Source organism: Actinomyces oris, assembly GCF_001937445.1.
GTDB classification, from domain to species: Bacteria; Actinomycetota; Actinomycetes; order Actinomycetales; family Actinomycetaceae; genus Actinomyces; species Actinomyces acetigenes.
The window spans coordinates 1-16303 of sequence record NZ_MSKS01000001.1; the positions used below are offsets into that span (position 1 = coordinate 1).

The 16303-nt window shown below is 69.9% G+C and carries 11 protein-coding genes; 1 reads left to right on the plus strand and 10 read right to left on the minus strand.

Translation table 11 applies throughout. The features are described 5' to 3' along the window. Nucleotides 1-1052: 1052 nt before the first annotated feature. The 8 genes from moeB to BKH20_RS00045 all read right to left on the minus strand — a co-directional run bounded on the left by moeB (nt 1053) and on the right by BKH20_RS00045 (nt 14159). A complete protein-coding gene (gene moeB / locus BKH20_RS00010) occupies nt 1053-2360 on the minus strand; it encodes a molybdopterin-synthase adenylyltransferase MoeB (RefSeq protein ID WP_075389512.1) in 1308 nt (435 codons plus the stop codon). A 56-nt stretch (nt 2361-2416) separates the two neighbouring features. Further along, complete coding sequence (locus BKH20_RS00015; protein WP_075389417.1) at nt 2417-4543, minus strand: ABC transporter permease; 2127 nt, start codon at nt 4541-4543, stop codon at nt 2417-2419. Between the two features lie 42 nt (nt 4544-4585). Continuing rightward, nucleotides 4586-5572, minus strand: a complete 987-nt coding sequence (gene modA / locus BKH20_RS00020) for a molybdate ABC transporter substrate-binding protein (protein WP_075389418.1) — start codon at nt 5570-5572, stop codon at nt 4586-4588. Nucleotides 5573-5605: 33 nt separating this feature from the next. Further along, entirely contained in the window at nt 5606-6394 is a 789-nt protein-coding gene (narI, locus tag BKH20_RS00025) for a respiratory nitrate reductase subunit gamma (protein ID WP_075389419.1), read from the minus strand. Beyond that, nucleotides 6391-7158 carry a nitrate reductase molybdenum cofactor assembly chaperone gene (narJ, locus tag BKH20_RS00030; protein WP_075389420.1) on the minus strand — a complete coding sequence of 256 codons (768 nt, stop codon included), beginning with the start codon at nt 7156-7158 and terminating at the stop codon, nt 6391-6393. The genes narI and narJ overlap by 4 nt, the downstream gene beginning before the upstream one ends. A gap of 1 nt (nt 7159) precedes the next feature. Next, on the minus strand, nt 7160-8842 hold the full coding sequence (gene narH, locus BKH20_RS00035; RefSeq protein WP_075389421.1) for a nitrate reductase subunit beta: 1683 nt from the start codon (nt 8840-8842) through the stop codon (nt 7160-7162). Further along, complete coding sequence (locus BKH20_RS00040; RefSeq protein WP_075389422.1) at nt 8842-12618, minus strand: nitrate reductase subunit alpha; 3777 nt, start codon at nt 12616-12618, stop codon at nt 8842-8844. Before BKH20_RS00040 ends, narH begins: the two co-directional genes overlap by 1 nt. A gap of 209 nt (nt 12619-12827) precedes the next feature. Continuing rightward, a complete protein-coding gene (locus BKH20_RS00045) occupies nt 12828-14159 on the minus strand; it encodes a nitrate/nitrite transporter (protein WP_070658826.1) in 1332 nt (443 codons plus the stop codon). A gap of 319 nt (nt 14160-14478) precedes the next feature. Here BKH20_RS00045 and BKH20_RS00050 point away from each other — a divergent pair, with 319 nt between their 5' ends. Continuing rightward, nucleotides 14479-15012: a MogA/MoaB family molybdenum cofactor biosynthesis protein gene (locus BKH20_RS00050; protein WP_070658827.1), complete on the plus strand. Its 534-nt coding sequence runs from the start codon at nt 14479-14481 to the stop codon at nt 15010-15012. 43 nt (nt 15013-15055) lie between these two features. Here the strand turns inward: BKH20_RS00050 and mobA are convergent, their stop codons facing one another. Both mobA and moaC read right to left on the minus strand, forming a co-directional pair. Next, on the minus strand, nt 15056-15766 hold the full coding sequence (gene mobA / locus BKH20_RS00055) for a molybdenum cofactor guanylyltransferase (protein WP_256692941.1): 711 nt from the start codon (nt 15764-15766) through the stop codon (nt 15056-15058). Then, nucleotides 15735-16247: a cyclic pyranopterin monophosphate synthase MoaC gene (gene moaC / locus BKH20_RS00060; RefSeq protein WP_075389423.1), complete on the minus strand. Its 513-nt coding sequence runs from the start codon at nt 16245-16247 to the stop codon at nt 15735-15737. Before moaC ends, mobA begins: the two co-directional genes overlap by 32 nt. Nucleotides 16248-16303 lie beyond the last annotated feature (56 nt).

The following is a 16303-nucleotide window of genomic DNA, read 5'->3' on the forward strand; positions in this document are numbered from 1 at the left end:
CCCCTATGAATAAGCCTCCTGGGATACCGCACCCCGAACGAGGTTGAACGTGAGCTCCTGAACTTAACGAAGGCGGCCTGAAGCACAAAACAAGCACTGTCCGAAATACACCCAGCAGTCCAGTCTCATGACTTCTGAGAGTTTCGGATGTCATGACATCTGAGACACTGGTTGGTGGGTTGCCGGGGGACCGTGTGGTACGTACCACGCCTGATTAGTTCAGCCCCACCCTCGTGCCCGTTGGTCGACTCGGGTTGGGAGGGGGTCCGGGCCCGGAACTGGGCGTTGAATCCCGGTCTCCGGGTCCCTGCGCGGGAGCCGGAAGTGCTCGGCAGGGGAAAGCACGGCAGGCCCCAGGGTGAGGAACCTGGCTCGGCCACCTAGACCCCGCAGAGTCGATCAGGGCCACGGCCTCGGTGTCCACAGCGCTGACATCAACGAGCCCACCGTCGACGCACCCGGCGAGAATCGTTGGGATGCTGCGGTTCTTCCTCGGCGTGCAGCGCCGATGCAGGGTTAATGTCAGCGCTGTGGACACCGACACCCCGTCACGCCACATCCCTTCGGCCCCACCCTCGCCTCCAGGACCACTGCCTGCCCTGGGCTCCCGCCCGAGCGAGTGCCTCAGAAGCCATGACACCCAAATGTCTCAGAAGGAAGTGAGGAGACAACACAGCACCCGGCCACGTATGCGCAGGTCAGAACCGTACGGGGTCGGGCACGCCATCCGATGGGCGGCCTAAAAGTCGCCAAACGTGACTCCCAGGCCTCACAACGCACCGCCGAGGCCCCCACCGAGCCCGCCCGACTCCTGGTGTACGCATTCGTACCTTAAGCTGCCAGGCTCGCCCTGCGAGCGCGGTGTCACTGTGGGCGACTTTTCAGACACACCCCAGGCCGATGACCATCGCCCTCTGCCACGTATACGCAGGCCAGAGCCATACAGGCCCGGGCGCGCCAACCGATGGACGCCCTAAAAGTCGCCAAACGTGACACCAAGGCCCACTGCGCACCGCCAAGAGCGGCCAGGGCTGCAGGACCCGGTGTCGCGGTCAAGGCCGGCCAGATACCCAGGCCCTCATGCCCCCGTCGAGGCTGAGGAGCCGCCCGGTGTAGCTCGCCGCCCTCAGCGCCTCGATGGCCCGGACCGAGCGCACCCCGGCAGCGCACACCACCACCGTCGGCCGGCTCGGGTCGAGTTCGCCCATCCGTGCCGCCACCTCACGCAGCGGAATGTGCAGCGCGCCCTCCATCGGCTCGAGCGCCACCTCGACGTCCTCACGCACATCCAGCAGCGCCGGCGGCACATCGCTCTCCAGGAGCCTCCTCAGTTCGGTCGCGGAAACAGCGTCCACCCCTGCCCCTGATGATGACCCCAGGACCTCGCCACCTTCCTGAATTCGGCTGGCTGCAGCGGGACCGGACGCGGAACTCTCGGGCTGCCGGCGGGAGTCGCTCCCGGATTCCTGCGGCTGCGCCTCGGCCTCAGGAGTTCGGGGAATCACGCAGGCACCAGCCTCCGTGACCAGCGCAGTGATACTCGGGTTCTCCCCGCACACCGGGCAGGCCGGGTTCTTCGCCACCGGAATCTCCCGCAGGTGCGCCCCCCAGGCGTCGAGCATCGCCAGCCTCCCCAGTAGCGGCTGCCCGCCGCCGATCACCAGCTTGAGCGCCTCGGCGGCCTGCATCGTCCCAATGATGCCTGGCAGCACCCCCAGCACCCCCGCCTCCGCACAGGAGGGCACCGAACCCGCGGGCGGCGGAGTGGGGTGCAGGCACCGGTAGCACGGGCCCCGGCGCGCGTCGAAGACCCCCACTTGCCCGTTGAACCCCAGCACCGCCCCGTGCACCAGCGGTAGCCCCAGCATGACGGCGGCGTCATTGACCAGGTACCGCGTGGGGAAGTTGTCCGTGCCGTCAATGACCACGTCCCAGCCGCCCAGCAGGTCCCGGGCGTTGGCCGCCGTCAACCGAGTCCGGTGGGCAACGACCTCAACGTCGGGATTGAGCGCCCTGATCGCCTCGGCCGCCGAGTCCACCTTGGGACGGCCCACGGCGGCCGTGGCATGGATGACCTGGCGTTGCAGGTTGGACACGTCGACGTCGTCGTCGTCAATGAGCCCGATCGTCCCCGCCCCGGCGGCCGCCAGGTACAGGGCCGCCGGCGCCCCGAGCCCGCCGGCACCGATGAGCAGGATCCGGGACGCGCGGATGCGCTGCTGCCCCACGAGCCCCACTTGCGGCACGAGCGCATTGCGGTGGTAGCGCTCCAGCTCATCGCGGCTCAGCGGCTGCAGACGCTCGCCTGCGATCACCGATTCGCAGACGCCATCGCGATCGCTTCCCTCAACAGCGCTCATGACGCCCTCCCTCATTCTCGCCCGGTCCTTCTCTCAACGCCCCGATACTGTAGTTGTCAACCTCGGCGGGCCAGGATACGCACCTGCACGGCCTTGATGACGCAGCAGACCTCCCGGCCCTCGGTGATGCCGAGCTCGGCCACGGCCCCGGCGGTGACCGCCGCCGACAGCCGCTGCCCCTCCTCCAGCTCCAGGCGCACACTCACCAGCGCCCCCGAACGCTCCAGCCCCGTCACCCGGCCGGTCAGGACGTTGCGGGGACTGCCGTGCGGCGCCTGCCGGTAGAGGGCGACGGCGTCGGGTGGCACCAGCGCAATACCCGGCACCCCGGGGTGCAGTACCTCGTCGCGGTCGTCCCGGTGGCTCTGCTCGCCGACCTGCCCGTCAACGGCATCCCCCTGGGGACGGCCACGAACGACCCGCCCCGACGGCAGCCGCAACCCCGGAGCCTCGGTGTCGCCGTCGATGACCCCGGTGAGCACGGCTGTCCCCGTCAGGTGGGCGACGAAGTTCGAACGCGGCGCGGACAGGACCCGCGCCGTCGGCCCCTGCTCCACCACTCGGCCCCGGTCCAGGACGACGACGTCCTCAGCCAGCGCCGTCAGGTCCAGGACGTCATGGGTCACCAGCAGCAGCGTCAGCCCCTCCTCAGCGCATCGACGCGCCACCAGGCGGCGCATCTCCTGGCGGGCAGTGACGTCCAGGGCGGCCATCGGCTCGTCCAGGACCAGCAGGCGGGGCCCCGTCGCCAGCGCCCGGGCCAGCGCCACCCGGGCCGCCTGCCCGCCCGAGAGCGCGCCCCCCGAGCGGGAGGCCAGGTGATCGGCCCCGACGGCGGCCAGCTCGGCTCGGGCCCGACGCGTCGCCTCCGCCCGGCTCACCCCCCGGCAGCGCAGCGCGAACACCACGTTGCCCAGCACGGACATGTGGGTGAAGACGCCCGGCTCCTGGCTGAGCAGCGCCACCTGGCGCCGCCCCGCCCGCACGAAGCCCCCGGGGCCGTCCAGGACTCGTCCGCCCAGCACGACCTGGCCGTTCTCGGCGTCCAGCAGGCCGGCCACCACGGAGCAGACCGTCGACTTGCCCGAGCCATTGGGGCCGATGAGCGCCGTCGTGCGACCCGCCTCCACCTCCAGGTCGACGACGACGCCGCGCCCCGGCAGCTCGAAGGCCACCTGCAGGTCCTGGCCGCGCCCGCTGCCCCGGGAAGACTCGCCGTCCCGGCTACCCCCGCCCGAGGCCGAGGCCTGTGCGCCTCGGGGCTCCGACGCAGCGGCGTCGTGGTCCTGGTGCCCCTGGAGCCCGCGGCGGGGCAGTAGGTGGCTGGCGACCCTGCTCCAGTCGATGTTGGTCGCCCCGACGATGACGAAGGACAGGCCGATGAGCACGGCGGCCAGGGCCAGGGAGGTGGCCGTGTCCTTCTCCCGCTCCAGGTAGATGGCCAGCGGCATCGTGCGGGTGACACCCTCCTTGGAACCGGCGAAGGCGATGGTCGCCCCGAATTCGCCCAGGCTCCGGCCCAGCGCCAGGGCCGTGCCCCGAGCCAGAGCCGGCGTTGCCAGCGGCAGCGTCACCTGCGCCAGAACCCTCCACGGGCCGGCACCGAGGCTCCGGGCGGTGACTTCGGCCCGCTTGTCGCGGCTGCGCAGCGCAGCCTCCAGGGTGACCACCAGGAAAGGCATGGAGACGAACACCTGGGCGATGACCACCGCGGTAGTGGAGAAGGCGATGGGCACCCCCCACTCCTTCAGGTGCGCCCCCAGCAGGCCGCGGTTCCCCAAGGTGGACAGCAGCGCGATACCGGCCACCACCGGCGGCATCGTCATCGGCAGCACCGCGAGAATCCGCGCGAACCTCACCCCCGGCCAGCTGCGGGCCAGCAGCAGCGCCAGCGGCACGCCCAGCACCACGCAGACGACCGTGGAGCTCAGACAGGTGCGGATCGAGAGCCACAGGGCGGCCTGCGCCGACGGCGTCGCCAGCAGCTGGGGGAGCTGCCCCCAGGACACGCGCGTCCCCATCCCCACCAGGGGCAGGACGATTGCGCAGCCCCCCAGGATGGCCAGCGCGGTCACGAGGACGGGCAGAGGCGAACGAGCGGCCCGCCCACGCCGAGAAAGGGCGCGGACGGGCCGCCGTACCGACTGCTGCGCGGAGCGCGCAGCGGGGGACATCTGGTTCACAGACTCATGTTTACCAGGCCAGCGAGTCAGGCCAGCGAGCCGTCACGGAGCAGTGGTCTGCGCGGTGGGCTTGTTCGCCTCCGGGACGGACGATCCCTCAGCGGTCGCGGCCTGGGACGGGGCGGCGCTGGCCTCGGAACTGGCCCCGGCGCTCGCCGCCGCACTGCCCGGGGTAGCGCCCCCGGCGCTGGGGCTCGCCCCGGCAGTGGTGCTGCCGGGCTTCCCGAAACCGTACTTGGCCAAGATTTCCTGGCCGGCCTTGCCGGTGACGGCGTCGATGAAGACCTGGGCCCCCGCAGGGTTCTCAGGCTTGGCCGTCGGGGCGATCGGGTAGTGGTTGACGACGCCGCCGTCAGGAATGTTGATCTTGTCCGCCTTGTCCTTGGCGGCCGCAGCGTCGGTGGTGTAGACGATGCCGGCGTCGGCCTCACCGGACTCGACCTTGCCGCGCACATCGGTCACCTTCTGCTCCTCGGAGACCGGGTTGAGGGTGACGCCCAGGGCGTTGGCAAGCTTCTTGGTGGCCTCACCGCAGGGCACCTCGGGGGCGCAGATGACCAGGTTGGCGCCGTCCAGCGACGAGTCCAGCCCGGTGATCTTCTTGGGGTTGCCCTTGGGGACGATGAGGGTCAGGACGTTGGTGGCGAACTCGGTCTGGCTCCCGACCAGCTTCTGGTCCGCAGCGGTCTTCATCGTGGAGTTGTTGGCCGTGGCCAGGACGTCGGCGCTGTTGCCACCCGCCAGGGAGGACACCAGGTCCTGGGAGCCCTGGAAGTCGAAGGTGACGTCCAGGCCGGGGTTGTCCTTCTCCACGGTCTTCTCGATCTCCTCGAAGGCCCCCTGGAGGGAGGCCGCTGCCAGGACCGTGACCTTGCCGGTGGCCTTCTGCGGGGCACCTGAGCCGCTCGCGGAGGCGGCGCCCGAAGCGGCGCCGGTGGAGCTGTTGGAGGCGGAGCCGCCGCACGCGGCCAGACAGACGGCGGAGAGCAGGCTGACGGCGGCGATGGCCGCACGACGAGTGATACCCATATGTGTTGTCCTTTCGGAGCGGGGCAACCGGGATCAGGCGCCCTGAGAAGGAGTGACGTCGTTGGCTCCCTGGTTGCCGGTGCCCTGGGTCCGTACCGGGGTCCAGCCGCGGGAGGCCCGGGCAGTGGAAGTGGCCCCCTCGCGCGAACGGTAGACCACGTAGGGGCGGGTCACGTAGCCCACGGGTGCGGAGACCGCGTGAACCAGGCGGGTGAAGGGCCAGGTCGCCAGGAGCAGGAAGCCCGCGATGACGTGGAGCTTGAAGGAGACCGGCACGTCAGCCATGAGCTCGGGACGCGGCTGGAGGACCAGCACCGAGCGCAGCCAGGGGCTGATCGTCTCGCGGTAGTCGTAGCCGTGGGCGTCGGCGAGCTGGTTGAGGACCGTGGCCGCCGAGCCCAGCAGGATCGGCACGATGAGGAAGCAGTACGTGACCAGATCGTTGCGGGTGGTGGCCAGGCGCACGCTCTTGACGACGATGCGCCGGTAGATGAGTCCGGCCAGGCCCACGATCGTCAGGATGGCCGCGAAGGATCCCAGGTAGGTGGCGCCCAGGTGGTACATGTGCTCGGAGACGCCCAGCATCTCAGTGACGTCCTTGGGCACCAGGAGCCCGACGACGTGACCGGCCATCACCATGAGGAAGCCCAGGTGGAACAGGGGGGAGGCCAGGCGCAGGATGCGGGACTCGTTCCACTGCGAGGAGCGGGAGGTCCAGCCGAACTGGTCGGTGCGCCACCGCCAGATCATGCCTGTCACCAGCAGCACCAGGCTGGCGTAGGGCAGGGCCACCCACATGAGGTTCTGCTGAATCGGGCTCATGTCATGCTCTCCTGGCTGCTCGTGAAGGGGGAAGGGTCGGCGACTGGTACCGAGCCCGGCACGGCGGGTGCGCCGGACAGGCTCGGGTTGCGCACGGGAATGGTCGGGAAGGGCAGGGTGTCGGTGACACCGACGGTCTCGGTGGGCGGCCCGGCCGCCACGAGGGCGCGCACGCGCTCGGCGGTGGCCTCGTCGATCTGCGGCAGGGTCATGGAGACGGCCTCCACCAGCCCCGCGTAGGGGGAGGCGGCGTCGGTCAGGGCGCTGCGCAGCACCTCGATGCCCTCGCGGTGGGAGGACAGGAGCGTGCCGGCCACCTCGTCGCCGCTGCGCGCGGACAGCTCGAGGACCACCGGCAGGTAGTCGGGCAGTTCGTCGGCGGCCATCTCGTAGCCGGCCGCCGCCAGTGCCTGTTTGAAGGCCAGCAGCGCGGCGCCCCGGTGCCGGGTGTCACCCACCGTGTAGTACGTCAGGTACAGGCAGCAGCGCCGACGTCGGTCGAAGACCTCCACGTAGTGCTCGGCCATGGCCCGCTCGCCGCGGCGGCGCGCCTGAGCGATGAACTCCTCCAGGAGGACGGCCACCTCCGCCGGCAGCGTGGCCAGCTCGGCCTCGACGGCGTTCAGACGCGTCTCCAAAGTCCCCTCAGCCGGGTAGTCCAGCAGCAGCGAGGCCGCCATGTGCACGGTGGCTCGCTGAGAGGGCGTCAGGTGCACCTCGGCGGGTTTCTCAAGAACCCGGGGGGCGCGAACGAAGGAGACCATCTCAGAGGTCCCTGGGGGCCGCGACCGCAGGGCCGGTCGAGGAGCCGGCCGCCTGGGTCTGACCCACCGGCTCAGGCACACCGACCGGCGTCATGCCCGGGCCGGCGGCAGGCACCGGCTCGCGGCGCACGGTCGGCAGCGGCAGGCTCACCGGGCCGCCGCTCATAGCTCCGCCACCGCCCTGGCCGTGGAAGGAGGCGACGTCGGGGTGGCACCCGGCCGGGGCCCCCTCACCCAGGAGGGTCTTGACGTCGTTGCCCATGGACTTCATGCCGCGGGGGACCTCGGGCTTGGTGGTGGGGATGACGTAGCGGTCGTCGTACTTGGCGATGGCCAGCAGGCGGTACATGGCCTCCAGCTTCTTGCCGTCCAGGCCCACGGCGGCGGCGATGGCCGGGTCGGGCTCGCGGCCCAGGCGCACGTCGCGCATGTGGGAGCGCATCGCGGCCAGTCGCCGCAGCACGAGCTCGACCGTGTTGGTCTCACCGGCCGTGAACAGGCCCGCCAGGTACTCCAGCGGAATGCGCATGTCGGAGACGGCGGTGAGCAGCACCTTGTAGTTCTCGCCGTCCAGGCCGGCGGCCGCGACCTCGTCGACGACCGGGGAGAGCGGCGGGATGTACCAGACCATCGGCATGGTGCGGTACTCGGGGTGCAGGGGCAGGGCCACCTCGTAGGTGTCGATGAGGTCCCAGACGGGGGAGGCCTGGGCCGCCTCGATCCAGTTGTCCGGGACGCCCTCGGCGCGCGCGCCCGCCACGACCTCGGGATCGTGGGGGTTGAGGAGGATTTCGCGCTGGGCCATGTACAGGTCCTGCGGGTCCTTGACGGCGGCGGCCTGCGAGACGCGATCGGCGTCGTAGAGGAGGACGCCCAGGTAGCGCAGGCGGCCCACGCAGGTCTCCGAGCACACGGTGGGCTGGCCGACCTCCAGGCGCGGGTAGCACAGGGTGCATTTCTCGGCCTTGCCGGTGGCGTGGTTGAAGTAGACCTTCTTGTAGGGGCAGGCCGACACGCACATGCGCCAGCCGCGGCAGGCGTCCTGGTCCACCAGGACGATGCCGTCCTCGGTGCGCTTGTACATGGCGCCCGACGGGCAGGCGGACACGCAGGTGGGGTTGAGGCAGTGCTCGCAGATGCGCGGCAGGTAGAACATGAAGGCCGACTCGATGTCGGTGCGCACCTTCGTGCTCATCGCCTCGATGATCGGGTCCTGCTGGAGGGTCTCCATGGAGCCGCCCAGGTCGTCGTCCCAGTTGGGACCCCACTTGATGGTGGGCATGTACTCGCCGGTCAGCTGGCTCTTGGCGCGCGCCACCGGAATTGCCGGGGAGTCCTTGGGGGCCGAGAGCAGACGGTCGTACTCGTAGGTCCACGGCTCGTAGTAGTCCTCGACCGTGGGCATCTCCGGGTTGGCGAAGATATTGGCCAGGCGGCGCAGACGCCCGCCCGAGCGGGGCCGCAGGCGGCCCGAGGCGGTGCGCTCCCAGCCGCCGCGCCAGGTGTCCTGGTCCTCCCAACCCTTGGGGTAGCCGACACCCGGGCGGGTCTCGACGTTGTTGAACCACATGTACTCGGTGCCCTCGCGGTTGGTCCAGGCCTGCTTGCAGGTCACTGAACAGGTGTGGCAGCCGATGCACTTGTCGAGGTTCATCACCATTGCGATCTGGGCCATGACCTTCATCAGAAAGTCACCTCCTGGTTGCTGCGGCGACGGATAAGCGTGACCTCGTCGCGGTTGTTGCCCGTGGGGCCGATGTAGTTGAAGGCGTAGGACAGCTGCCCGTAGCCGCCTGCGAAGTGGCTGGGCTTGAGCACGATCCGGGTCAGGGAGTTGTGCGTCCCGCCGCGCCTGCCGCTGGTCTCGGTCAGCGGGGTGTTCATGGTGCGCTCCTGGGCGTGGTGCATGAAGACCATGCCCTCAGGGATGCGGTGGGAGACGACGGCGCGGGCCGCCACGATGCCGTTGCGGTTGTAGGCCTCGACCCACTCGTTGTCCTTGACGCCGATCTTGTCGGCGTCCTGGGGGCTCATCCAGATGGTCTGGCCCCCGCGTCCCAGTGTGAGCATGTGCAGGTTGTCGAAGTACTGCGAGTGGATCGCCCACTTGTTGTGCGCGGTGATGTAGCGCACCGCGACCTCCGCCGTGCCCGCCTGGCTCGTGGATACCGAGCCCGGCGCGGCCTCCCCGTACAGGGCGTGGAAGTCCAGCGGTGGCCGGAAGATAGGCAGGGACTCGCCCATGTCTCGCATCCAGTCGTGGTCGAGGTAGTAGTGCATGCGCCCGGTCAGGGTGTGCCAGGGCTTGGCGTGCTCCACGTTGACCACGAAGGCCGAGTAGCGCCGGCCGCCGTGCTCGGAACCGGACCACTCCGGGGAGGTGATGACTCCCTGGGGCTTGATCTGGGTGTCGGCGAAGGAGATGTGCTTGCCTGCCTCCTCCTCGCTGAGCTCGACCAGCGGGGTGCCGGTGCGCTTGGACAGCGTGTCCCAGCCTTCGGTGGCGATACGCCCGTTGGTGGTGCCCGACAGTGTGAAGATGGCGTCGGCGGCGCGGATGTCGGTGTCGAGCAGCGGCCGGCCGGCGGCCACGCCGTCGGAGGAGACCCCGTGGTTGCGGGCCAGACGCTCCACCTCCGGGCCCGGCTTGAGCATGATGCCCTTGCAGGGAATCCCCAGCTTCTCGGCCAGGGGGCCCAGGGCGTCGAACTTGGCCCGGATCTGGGTGTAGTCGCGCTCGGTGGGCACCAGCTTGGGCATCGTCACTCCCGGCACCCACTCCTGGGGGAGGGAGGACACGTCACCGTGCGCCATCGTCAGGGCGTCGGGGGTGTCGTGCGTCAGGGGCGCGGCGACGACGTCGGTCTGGGTGCCCAGGTAGCGCGGCGCCCAGGCGGAGATGAGCCCGGCCAGGGTCTGGAAGACCTGGAAGTCGGTGCGCGCCTCCCAGGGCGGGTCGATGGCCGCGTTGAAGGAGTGCACGAAGGGGTGCATGTCGGTCGAGGAGATGTCGTGCTTCTCGTACCAGGTGGCCGCCGGCAGGACGACGTCGGAGTGCAGGGTGGTGGAGGTGTTGCGGAAGTCCGCGGTCCACATGAGGTCGAGCTTGCCCACGGGGGCCTCGTCGCGCCAGGTCACCGAGGCGGGACGCTGCTCGGGCGGGTTCTCGACGGCGTTGACGTCGTTGTCCGCACCCACCATGTGGCGTAGGAAGAACTCCGTGCCCTTGGCCGAGCTGCCCAGCAGGTTCGTGCGCCACGAGCACAGGATGCGCGGGAAGTTCTCGGGGGCGTCGGGGTCCTCGCAGGCGAAGCGCAGCTCACCGGAGCGCAGCTGCTCGACGATGTAGTCCTTGGGGTCCATGCCCGCCTCGGCGGCCTGCTGGCCCAGGAGCAGCGGGCTGCGGTTGAAGGTCGGGTAGGACGGCGTCCACCCGCGCTTCATGGCCTCGACCATCGTGTCGGTCGTGGTCTTACCCGCCAGGGTGCCCGGTCCCAGCGGGGAGGCCAGGCGCTCGGCGGAGGTGGTGTCGTAGCGCCACTGGTCGGTGGTGATGTACCAGAAGCCCGTGGCGATCATCTGCCGGGCCGGGCGGTGCCAGTCCAGGGCGAAGGCGTACTGCTGGAAGCCGCTGAGCGGGCGGACCTTCTCCTGACCCACGTAGTGGGCCCAGCCGCCGCCGTTGACGCCCTGGGTGGCGCACATGGAGGTCAGCGCCAGGATCGTCCGGTAGATCTGGTCGGCGTGGTAGTAGTGGTTGATGCCCGCGCCCATGACGATCTGGGAGCGGCCGCCGGACTCCACGGCGTTGAGGGCGAAGTCGCGCGCCACCTGGATGATGGCGGGGCCGGGAACACCGGTGATCTCGCTGGCCCAGGCGGGTGTGCCCGGGACGGTGGCGTCCTGGTAGTCCGCGGGCCATTCGCCCGGCATGGACGGGCGCTCGACGGCGTACTGGGCCAGGAGCAGGTCGTAGACGGTGGTGACCAGGCGGTCCCCGATGCGGGTGACCGGCACGCCGCGGCGCACGACGCCGCCGCCCACAGAGCCCTCGGGGGTGGAGGAGCCAGGCAGGTCGAAGCGGGGCAGGAGGACCTCGGCGGCCTGGACCTGGGGGCCCTCGCCGTGCAGATCCATGATGCTCATGACCGGGTCGACACCGTCCATGAGCAGGTTCCACTTGCCCTCGCCCTCGGGGGTGAAGCGGTCGGCCAGGGTGCCGCCGGGGTCGGCCGGGCCGCGCTCGCGGTCCCACACGAGGGGGCGGAACTCGTTCTTCGGGGCACCGGTGGCGACGCCGTTGACATCGGAGGCCGTCACGAAGCGGCCGGGCACGTAGCTGGTGCCGTCGGGGGAGGGCTCCAGGCCGATGAGGAAGGGGGAGTCGGTGTGACGGCGCATGTAGTCCAGGAAGAAGGACTCCTCGCGCTTGACGTGGAACTCGGAGAGGATGACGTGACCCATCGCCTGGGCCAGGGCGCCGTCGGTGCCCGGGGCCACGCGCAGCCACTGGTCGGCGAACTTGGTGTTGTCGGCGTAGTCGGGGGAGACGGCCACGACCTTCTGCCCGTGGTAGCGGGCCTCGGTCATGAAGTGGGCGTCCGGGGTACGGGTCAGCGGCAGGTTGGAGCCCCACATCATGAGGTACTGGGCGTTGTACCAGTCGCCGGCCTCGGGGACGTCGGTCTGGTCCCCGAAGACCTGGGGTGAGGCCGGCGGCAGGTCGGCGTACCAGTCGTAGAAGGAGAGCATCGTGCCGCCGATGAGCTCGTGGAGGCGGCCGCCGGCTCCGTAGGAGACCTGGGACATGGCCGGGATGACGCTGAAGCCGGCGATGCGGTCCGGGCCCCAGGCGCGGATGGTGTGGACGTAGGCGGCCGCGACGATCTCCATGGCCTCGTCCCAGCCCACGCGGACCATGCCGCCCTTGCCTCTGGCGGACTTGTAGGCCTTGGCGGTGGCGGGGTCACCGGTGACCTGCGCCCAGGCGGCGACCGGGTCGCCGTCGTTGTCGGCCTTCGCGGCGCGGAAGGCGTCCAGGAGGACCGAGCGCACGTAGGGGTAGCGGATGCGCGTGGGGGAGTAGGTGTACCAGGAGAAGGCCGCGCCACGCGGGCAGCCGCGGGGCTCGTACTCGGGCATGTCCGGCCCCGTGGTGGGGTAGTCGGTGATCTGCTTCTCCCAGGTGATGATGCCGTCGGAGACGTAGACCTCCCAGGCGCACGACCCGGTGCAGTTGACCCCGTGGGTGGAGTGGACCATCTTGTCGTGGCTCCACCGGTGGCGGTAGAAGGTGTCGGCCTCGCGCCCTCCGGTGAGGAACAGGCGGCGGGCGTCGGCAGAGGCTTGTCCTCGACGCAGGTACGAGCCCAGCGTGAGCAGTCCGGGGGCGTTCTCGACCTGCTGGTCGGGTCCAGGGACGATCCCGGGGCCGGTGGTCTGGGAGCCGGTGGTGCTCATCAATGGTCCTTTGATCCGTGAAGCTGGTGGGTGGTCAATGGTGTGTCTGTGTTCATCAGTGGTCAGCCTGGGGCTGGCTGGCGGCGGTCCGGCCGATGGTGACCGGGCGGGCCCTGCCCCCTCGACGGGGCAGGCGGGCGGGTGAGCCGTGAGCCGCCGAGCCCGTCAGACAGTTGTGGGCGTTCCGAACGGATGCCGGATGTGGGAACTCAGCCCGGGAACGGGGCTCCCGGTCGCGCGTAGCGCAGCCAGCAGATGACCGCGCACACGGCGCAGTAGGCGACCGAGATCCAGAACCAGGCGGTGGTGCCCAGGGAGGCGATGGCGACGCCGACGATGAAGGGGCCCAGGCTGGCAACGGCGGCCGTGAAGCCGATGGCGCCGCCGGCCTGCCGCTTGGGCATGATCATCGGCATCTGCTTGAAGGTGCCGGCGTTACCCAGGCCGGAGAAGAAGAACATCGCCAGCATGGACCACAGGAAGCCGGGGAACTGCGCCGGATCGGTCGGGTGGAGGTAGAAGGTGGTGACGGCGAGTGTGGCGCCCATTCCCACGATGGAGATGAAGGTCCAGATGGCCCCGCCGAAGCGGTCGCACAGGGGCCCCCACAGCATTCGGACCACCGACCCGATCAGCGGCCCGAGGAAGGCGTAGGTCGCACCCAGGGGCAGCAGGGACTTGTCGAAGTGATCGGCCAGGGGCGAGCCAGGCCCGTAGGTGTTCTTGATGAGGAGTCCGAACTGTGCGGCGAACCCGGAGAACAGCCCGAAGGTCGCCACGTACATGAGCGTCATGTACCAGGTGTCGGGGTTGGTGAAGATGTCGATCTGCTGGCGGATGTTGGCCTTGACCGGGACGTCCTTGAGCAGGGCGAAGGCGAGGACCGCGGCCACGATGGTCCACGGGATGAAGAAGACGGCCACGTTGTGGACCCACACTTGGCCGCTGCCGACGTGCTGGGGGGCGATCCAGGTGATGCCCAGCAGACCGAAACCCATGAGCCAGGGGCTCAGCAGCTGGATGATGCTCATTCCCATGTTCCCGACGCCCGCCTGGATCCCCAGGGCGGTACCGGTCAGCCGCTTGGGGAAGAAGTAGCCGGTCGAGGGCATGTAGCCGGAGAACGAGCCGCCCCCGATCCCGCAGGCGAAGGCCAGGGCGAGCAGTGTCCCGAAGCTCGTCTCGGTGCTCTGCACCGCGAAGAACCAGCCGAGCATCGGCAGAGCGTAGAGCAGGGACGACCATGCGACGAGCTTGCGGGTGCCGACGATCGGCGGCAGGAACATGTAGATGAGGCGGATCAGGCCGCAGGACAGGCCGGGCATGGCGGCGAGCCAGTACAGCTGGCTCTCGGTGAGATTGAAGCCGATCTCGGTGAGCTTGGGGGCGATCGCGCTGGGGAGGAGCCAGACGCAGAAGGCCAGGATCATCGAGTAGGTCGAGATGGTCAGAGTGGTCCAGGCGATCTTCGCGGACCAGTTCTCCGGCTCTTCAGGGTTCCACCCTGTGAGGACGCGACCGGAGGTGTCGAGCGTGGACATAGGGCTCCTGCTGTTGTGGGGCTCGGTCCGCTGGGCGACAGCGCCCTGGACCTGAGACTGTGTGGAGAGGGTCGGTGAAAGCCTGCGGACTCACACCGCGATCAATGATGCATTGAGTTGGTCAGATCTTCATGCAAGGGACGAATGTCTGAGCAATACGAGGCGAAACCGACGGCTCGGAGGTGACTAAGGGCGGTGAATTAGGTTCAACATTAGTTGCCTAATTGAGGTTGTCGGTTGGATCGGGACGTGTTGCCCTTGAAACTCCGGGTGGGAGACGGAGGAGCCGCGCGGGGTGTAGGCGGACTACGGTGGGTCCATGAGTGAGACCCCCATCGTCCAGAAGGGCCTGGCGGCCCTGCCCGAGCCCGTCAAAGGCGCCGTCATCACCGTCTCCGACCGCTGCGTCAGCGGTGAGAGAGAGGACCTCTCCGGCCCGCTGGCCCAGCGCCTCCTGGCTGAGCACGACGTCGTCGTCGAGAAGGTGGACCTCGTGCCCGACGGCATCGAGCCGGTGCGCAAGGCGATCAGGCGGGCGGTGGCCGACGGCGCCCGGGTGGTCCTGACCACCGGCGGTACCGGGGTGACCCCTCGGGACCTCACCCCGGAGGCGACGGCACCACTGCTGGAGACCCGCATCGAGGGCATCGAGGCGCAGATCCGCGCCCACGGGCTGACCAAGACACCGCTGGCGGGACTGTCCCGCGGGCTGGTAGGCGTGACCTCTCGCGGCGCCGAGGGCGCCCTGGTCGTCAACGCCCCCGGCTCGCGCGGTGGGGTCAAGGACACCGTTGCCGTCGTCGGCCCCCTGGTGCCCCATGTCCTGGAGCAGCTCGGCGGCGGCGACCACTGAGCACGCTCGAGCACTACTGAGCGATTCGGATTGAGCCGGGCTGCTACTCGGAGCGGCCCGAGTCCCAGGAATGGACCTCGGCCCAGGTGTCCAGATCCCGCACGACATCGCGAGCCGTGGGGATGGCCTTGACGCGGAGCGTCCCGAGTGCCCGGCGCACAGCCGTGTCCCGCAGAGGTGTGCCGCCCGGGGCGACGGCTGCGGCCAGTGCTCGGCGACGGTAGAGGCCCAGCAGGTACTGGGTGTGCTCGCTGTCGCGGGCGCAGACCCCGTCCAGCTTCGGCCCGGCCTGCGCCAGCGCCCGGTGCAGGGCCGGCAGCGCCCTCCAGGACAAGGGCGCGTCGCAGGTGAGGATCCCGGCCAGTCCCGCAACCGGGTCGCTCCGTCCTAGGACATCCAGCCCGGCCGCGATCCCGGCGACGGGTCCTCCCAGGGGCGGGTCCTCCAGCGCCCGCAGGACGCCGCACGGCAGTGCGACCTCCGGCGGTGCGACGACGCACACGCGCCCGAGCGGAAGGCCCTGTTCGCGAAGCTGCTCCAGGCCGGCCAGCACGTGGTCGAGCAGGCGCAGCCCCCGGGCGACGACGTCGGGCTTGGAGGCTCCGTCCAGCCGAGCCCCGGTCCCGCCGGCCAGCACAATGACATCGGCGGTCTCGGCACCATCGGGGGCCTCGGCGACTTCGACCGCATCCGCGGTGCTCACGATGGCGCGGGCCGTCTGCTCAGGCCACATCGCCGCGGTCACCGCGGTCACCGCGCACCCAGTCCCCTGAGCGTCCCCCGGACTTGGCGACCACCTTGGCCTCTCGCAGCTCGACGCCCCGGTCCACTCCCTTGACCATGTCGACGATCGCCAGTCCCGCCACGGTGGCGGCGGTGAGGGCCTCCATCTCCACGCCCGTGCGGTCGGCCGTGCGCACCGTGGTCTCGATGCGCACGCCGCCGTCGACGATCTCCAGGTCCACGCGCGCCCCGTGCACACCAATGACATGCGCCAGGGGGAGGAGCTCGGGGACCTTCTTCGTCGCCGCGATCCCGGCCACGCGGGCCACGGCGAGCACGTCGCCCTTGGGGACAGAGCCGCCGCGCAGGGCGTCGACGATCGCCTCCGAGCAGGCCACGAAGGCACTGGCGCGGGCCTCGCGCACGGTGGGGGTCTTGGCGGTGACGTCCACCATGTAGGCGGCGCCCGCCTCGTCCAGGTGGGTGAGGGTGATCTCGGGGCGGGTAGTCATGGGGGCTCCTTCACTGGAGGTGGGATCGTGCGTCGTGGACGTGTCTCGTGGCTCTC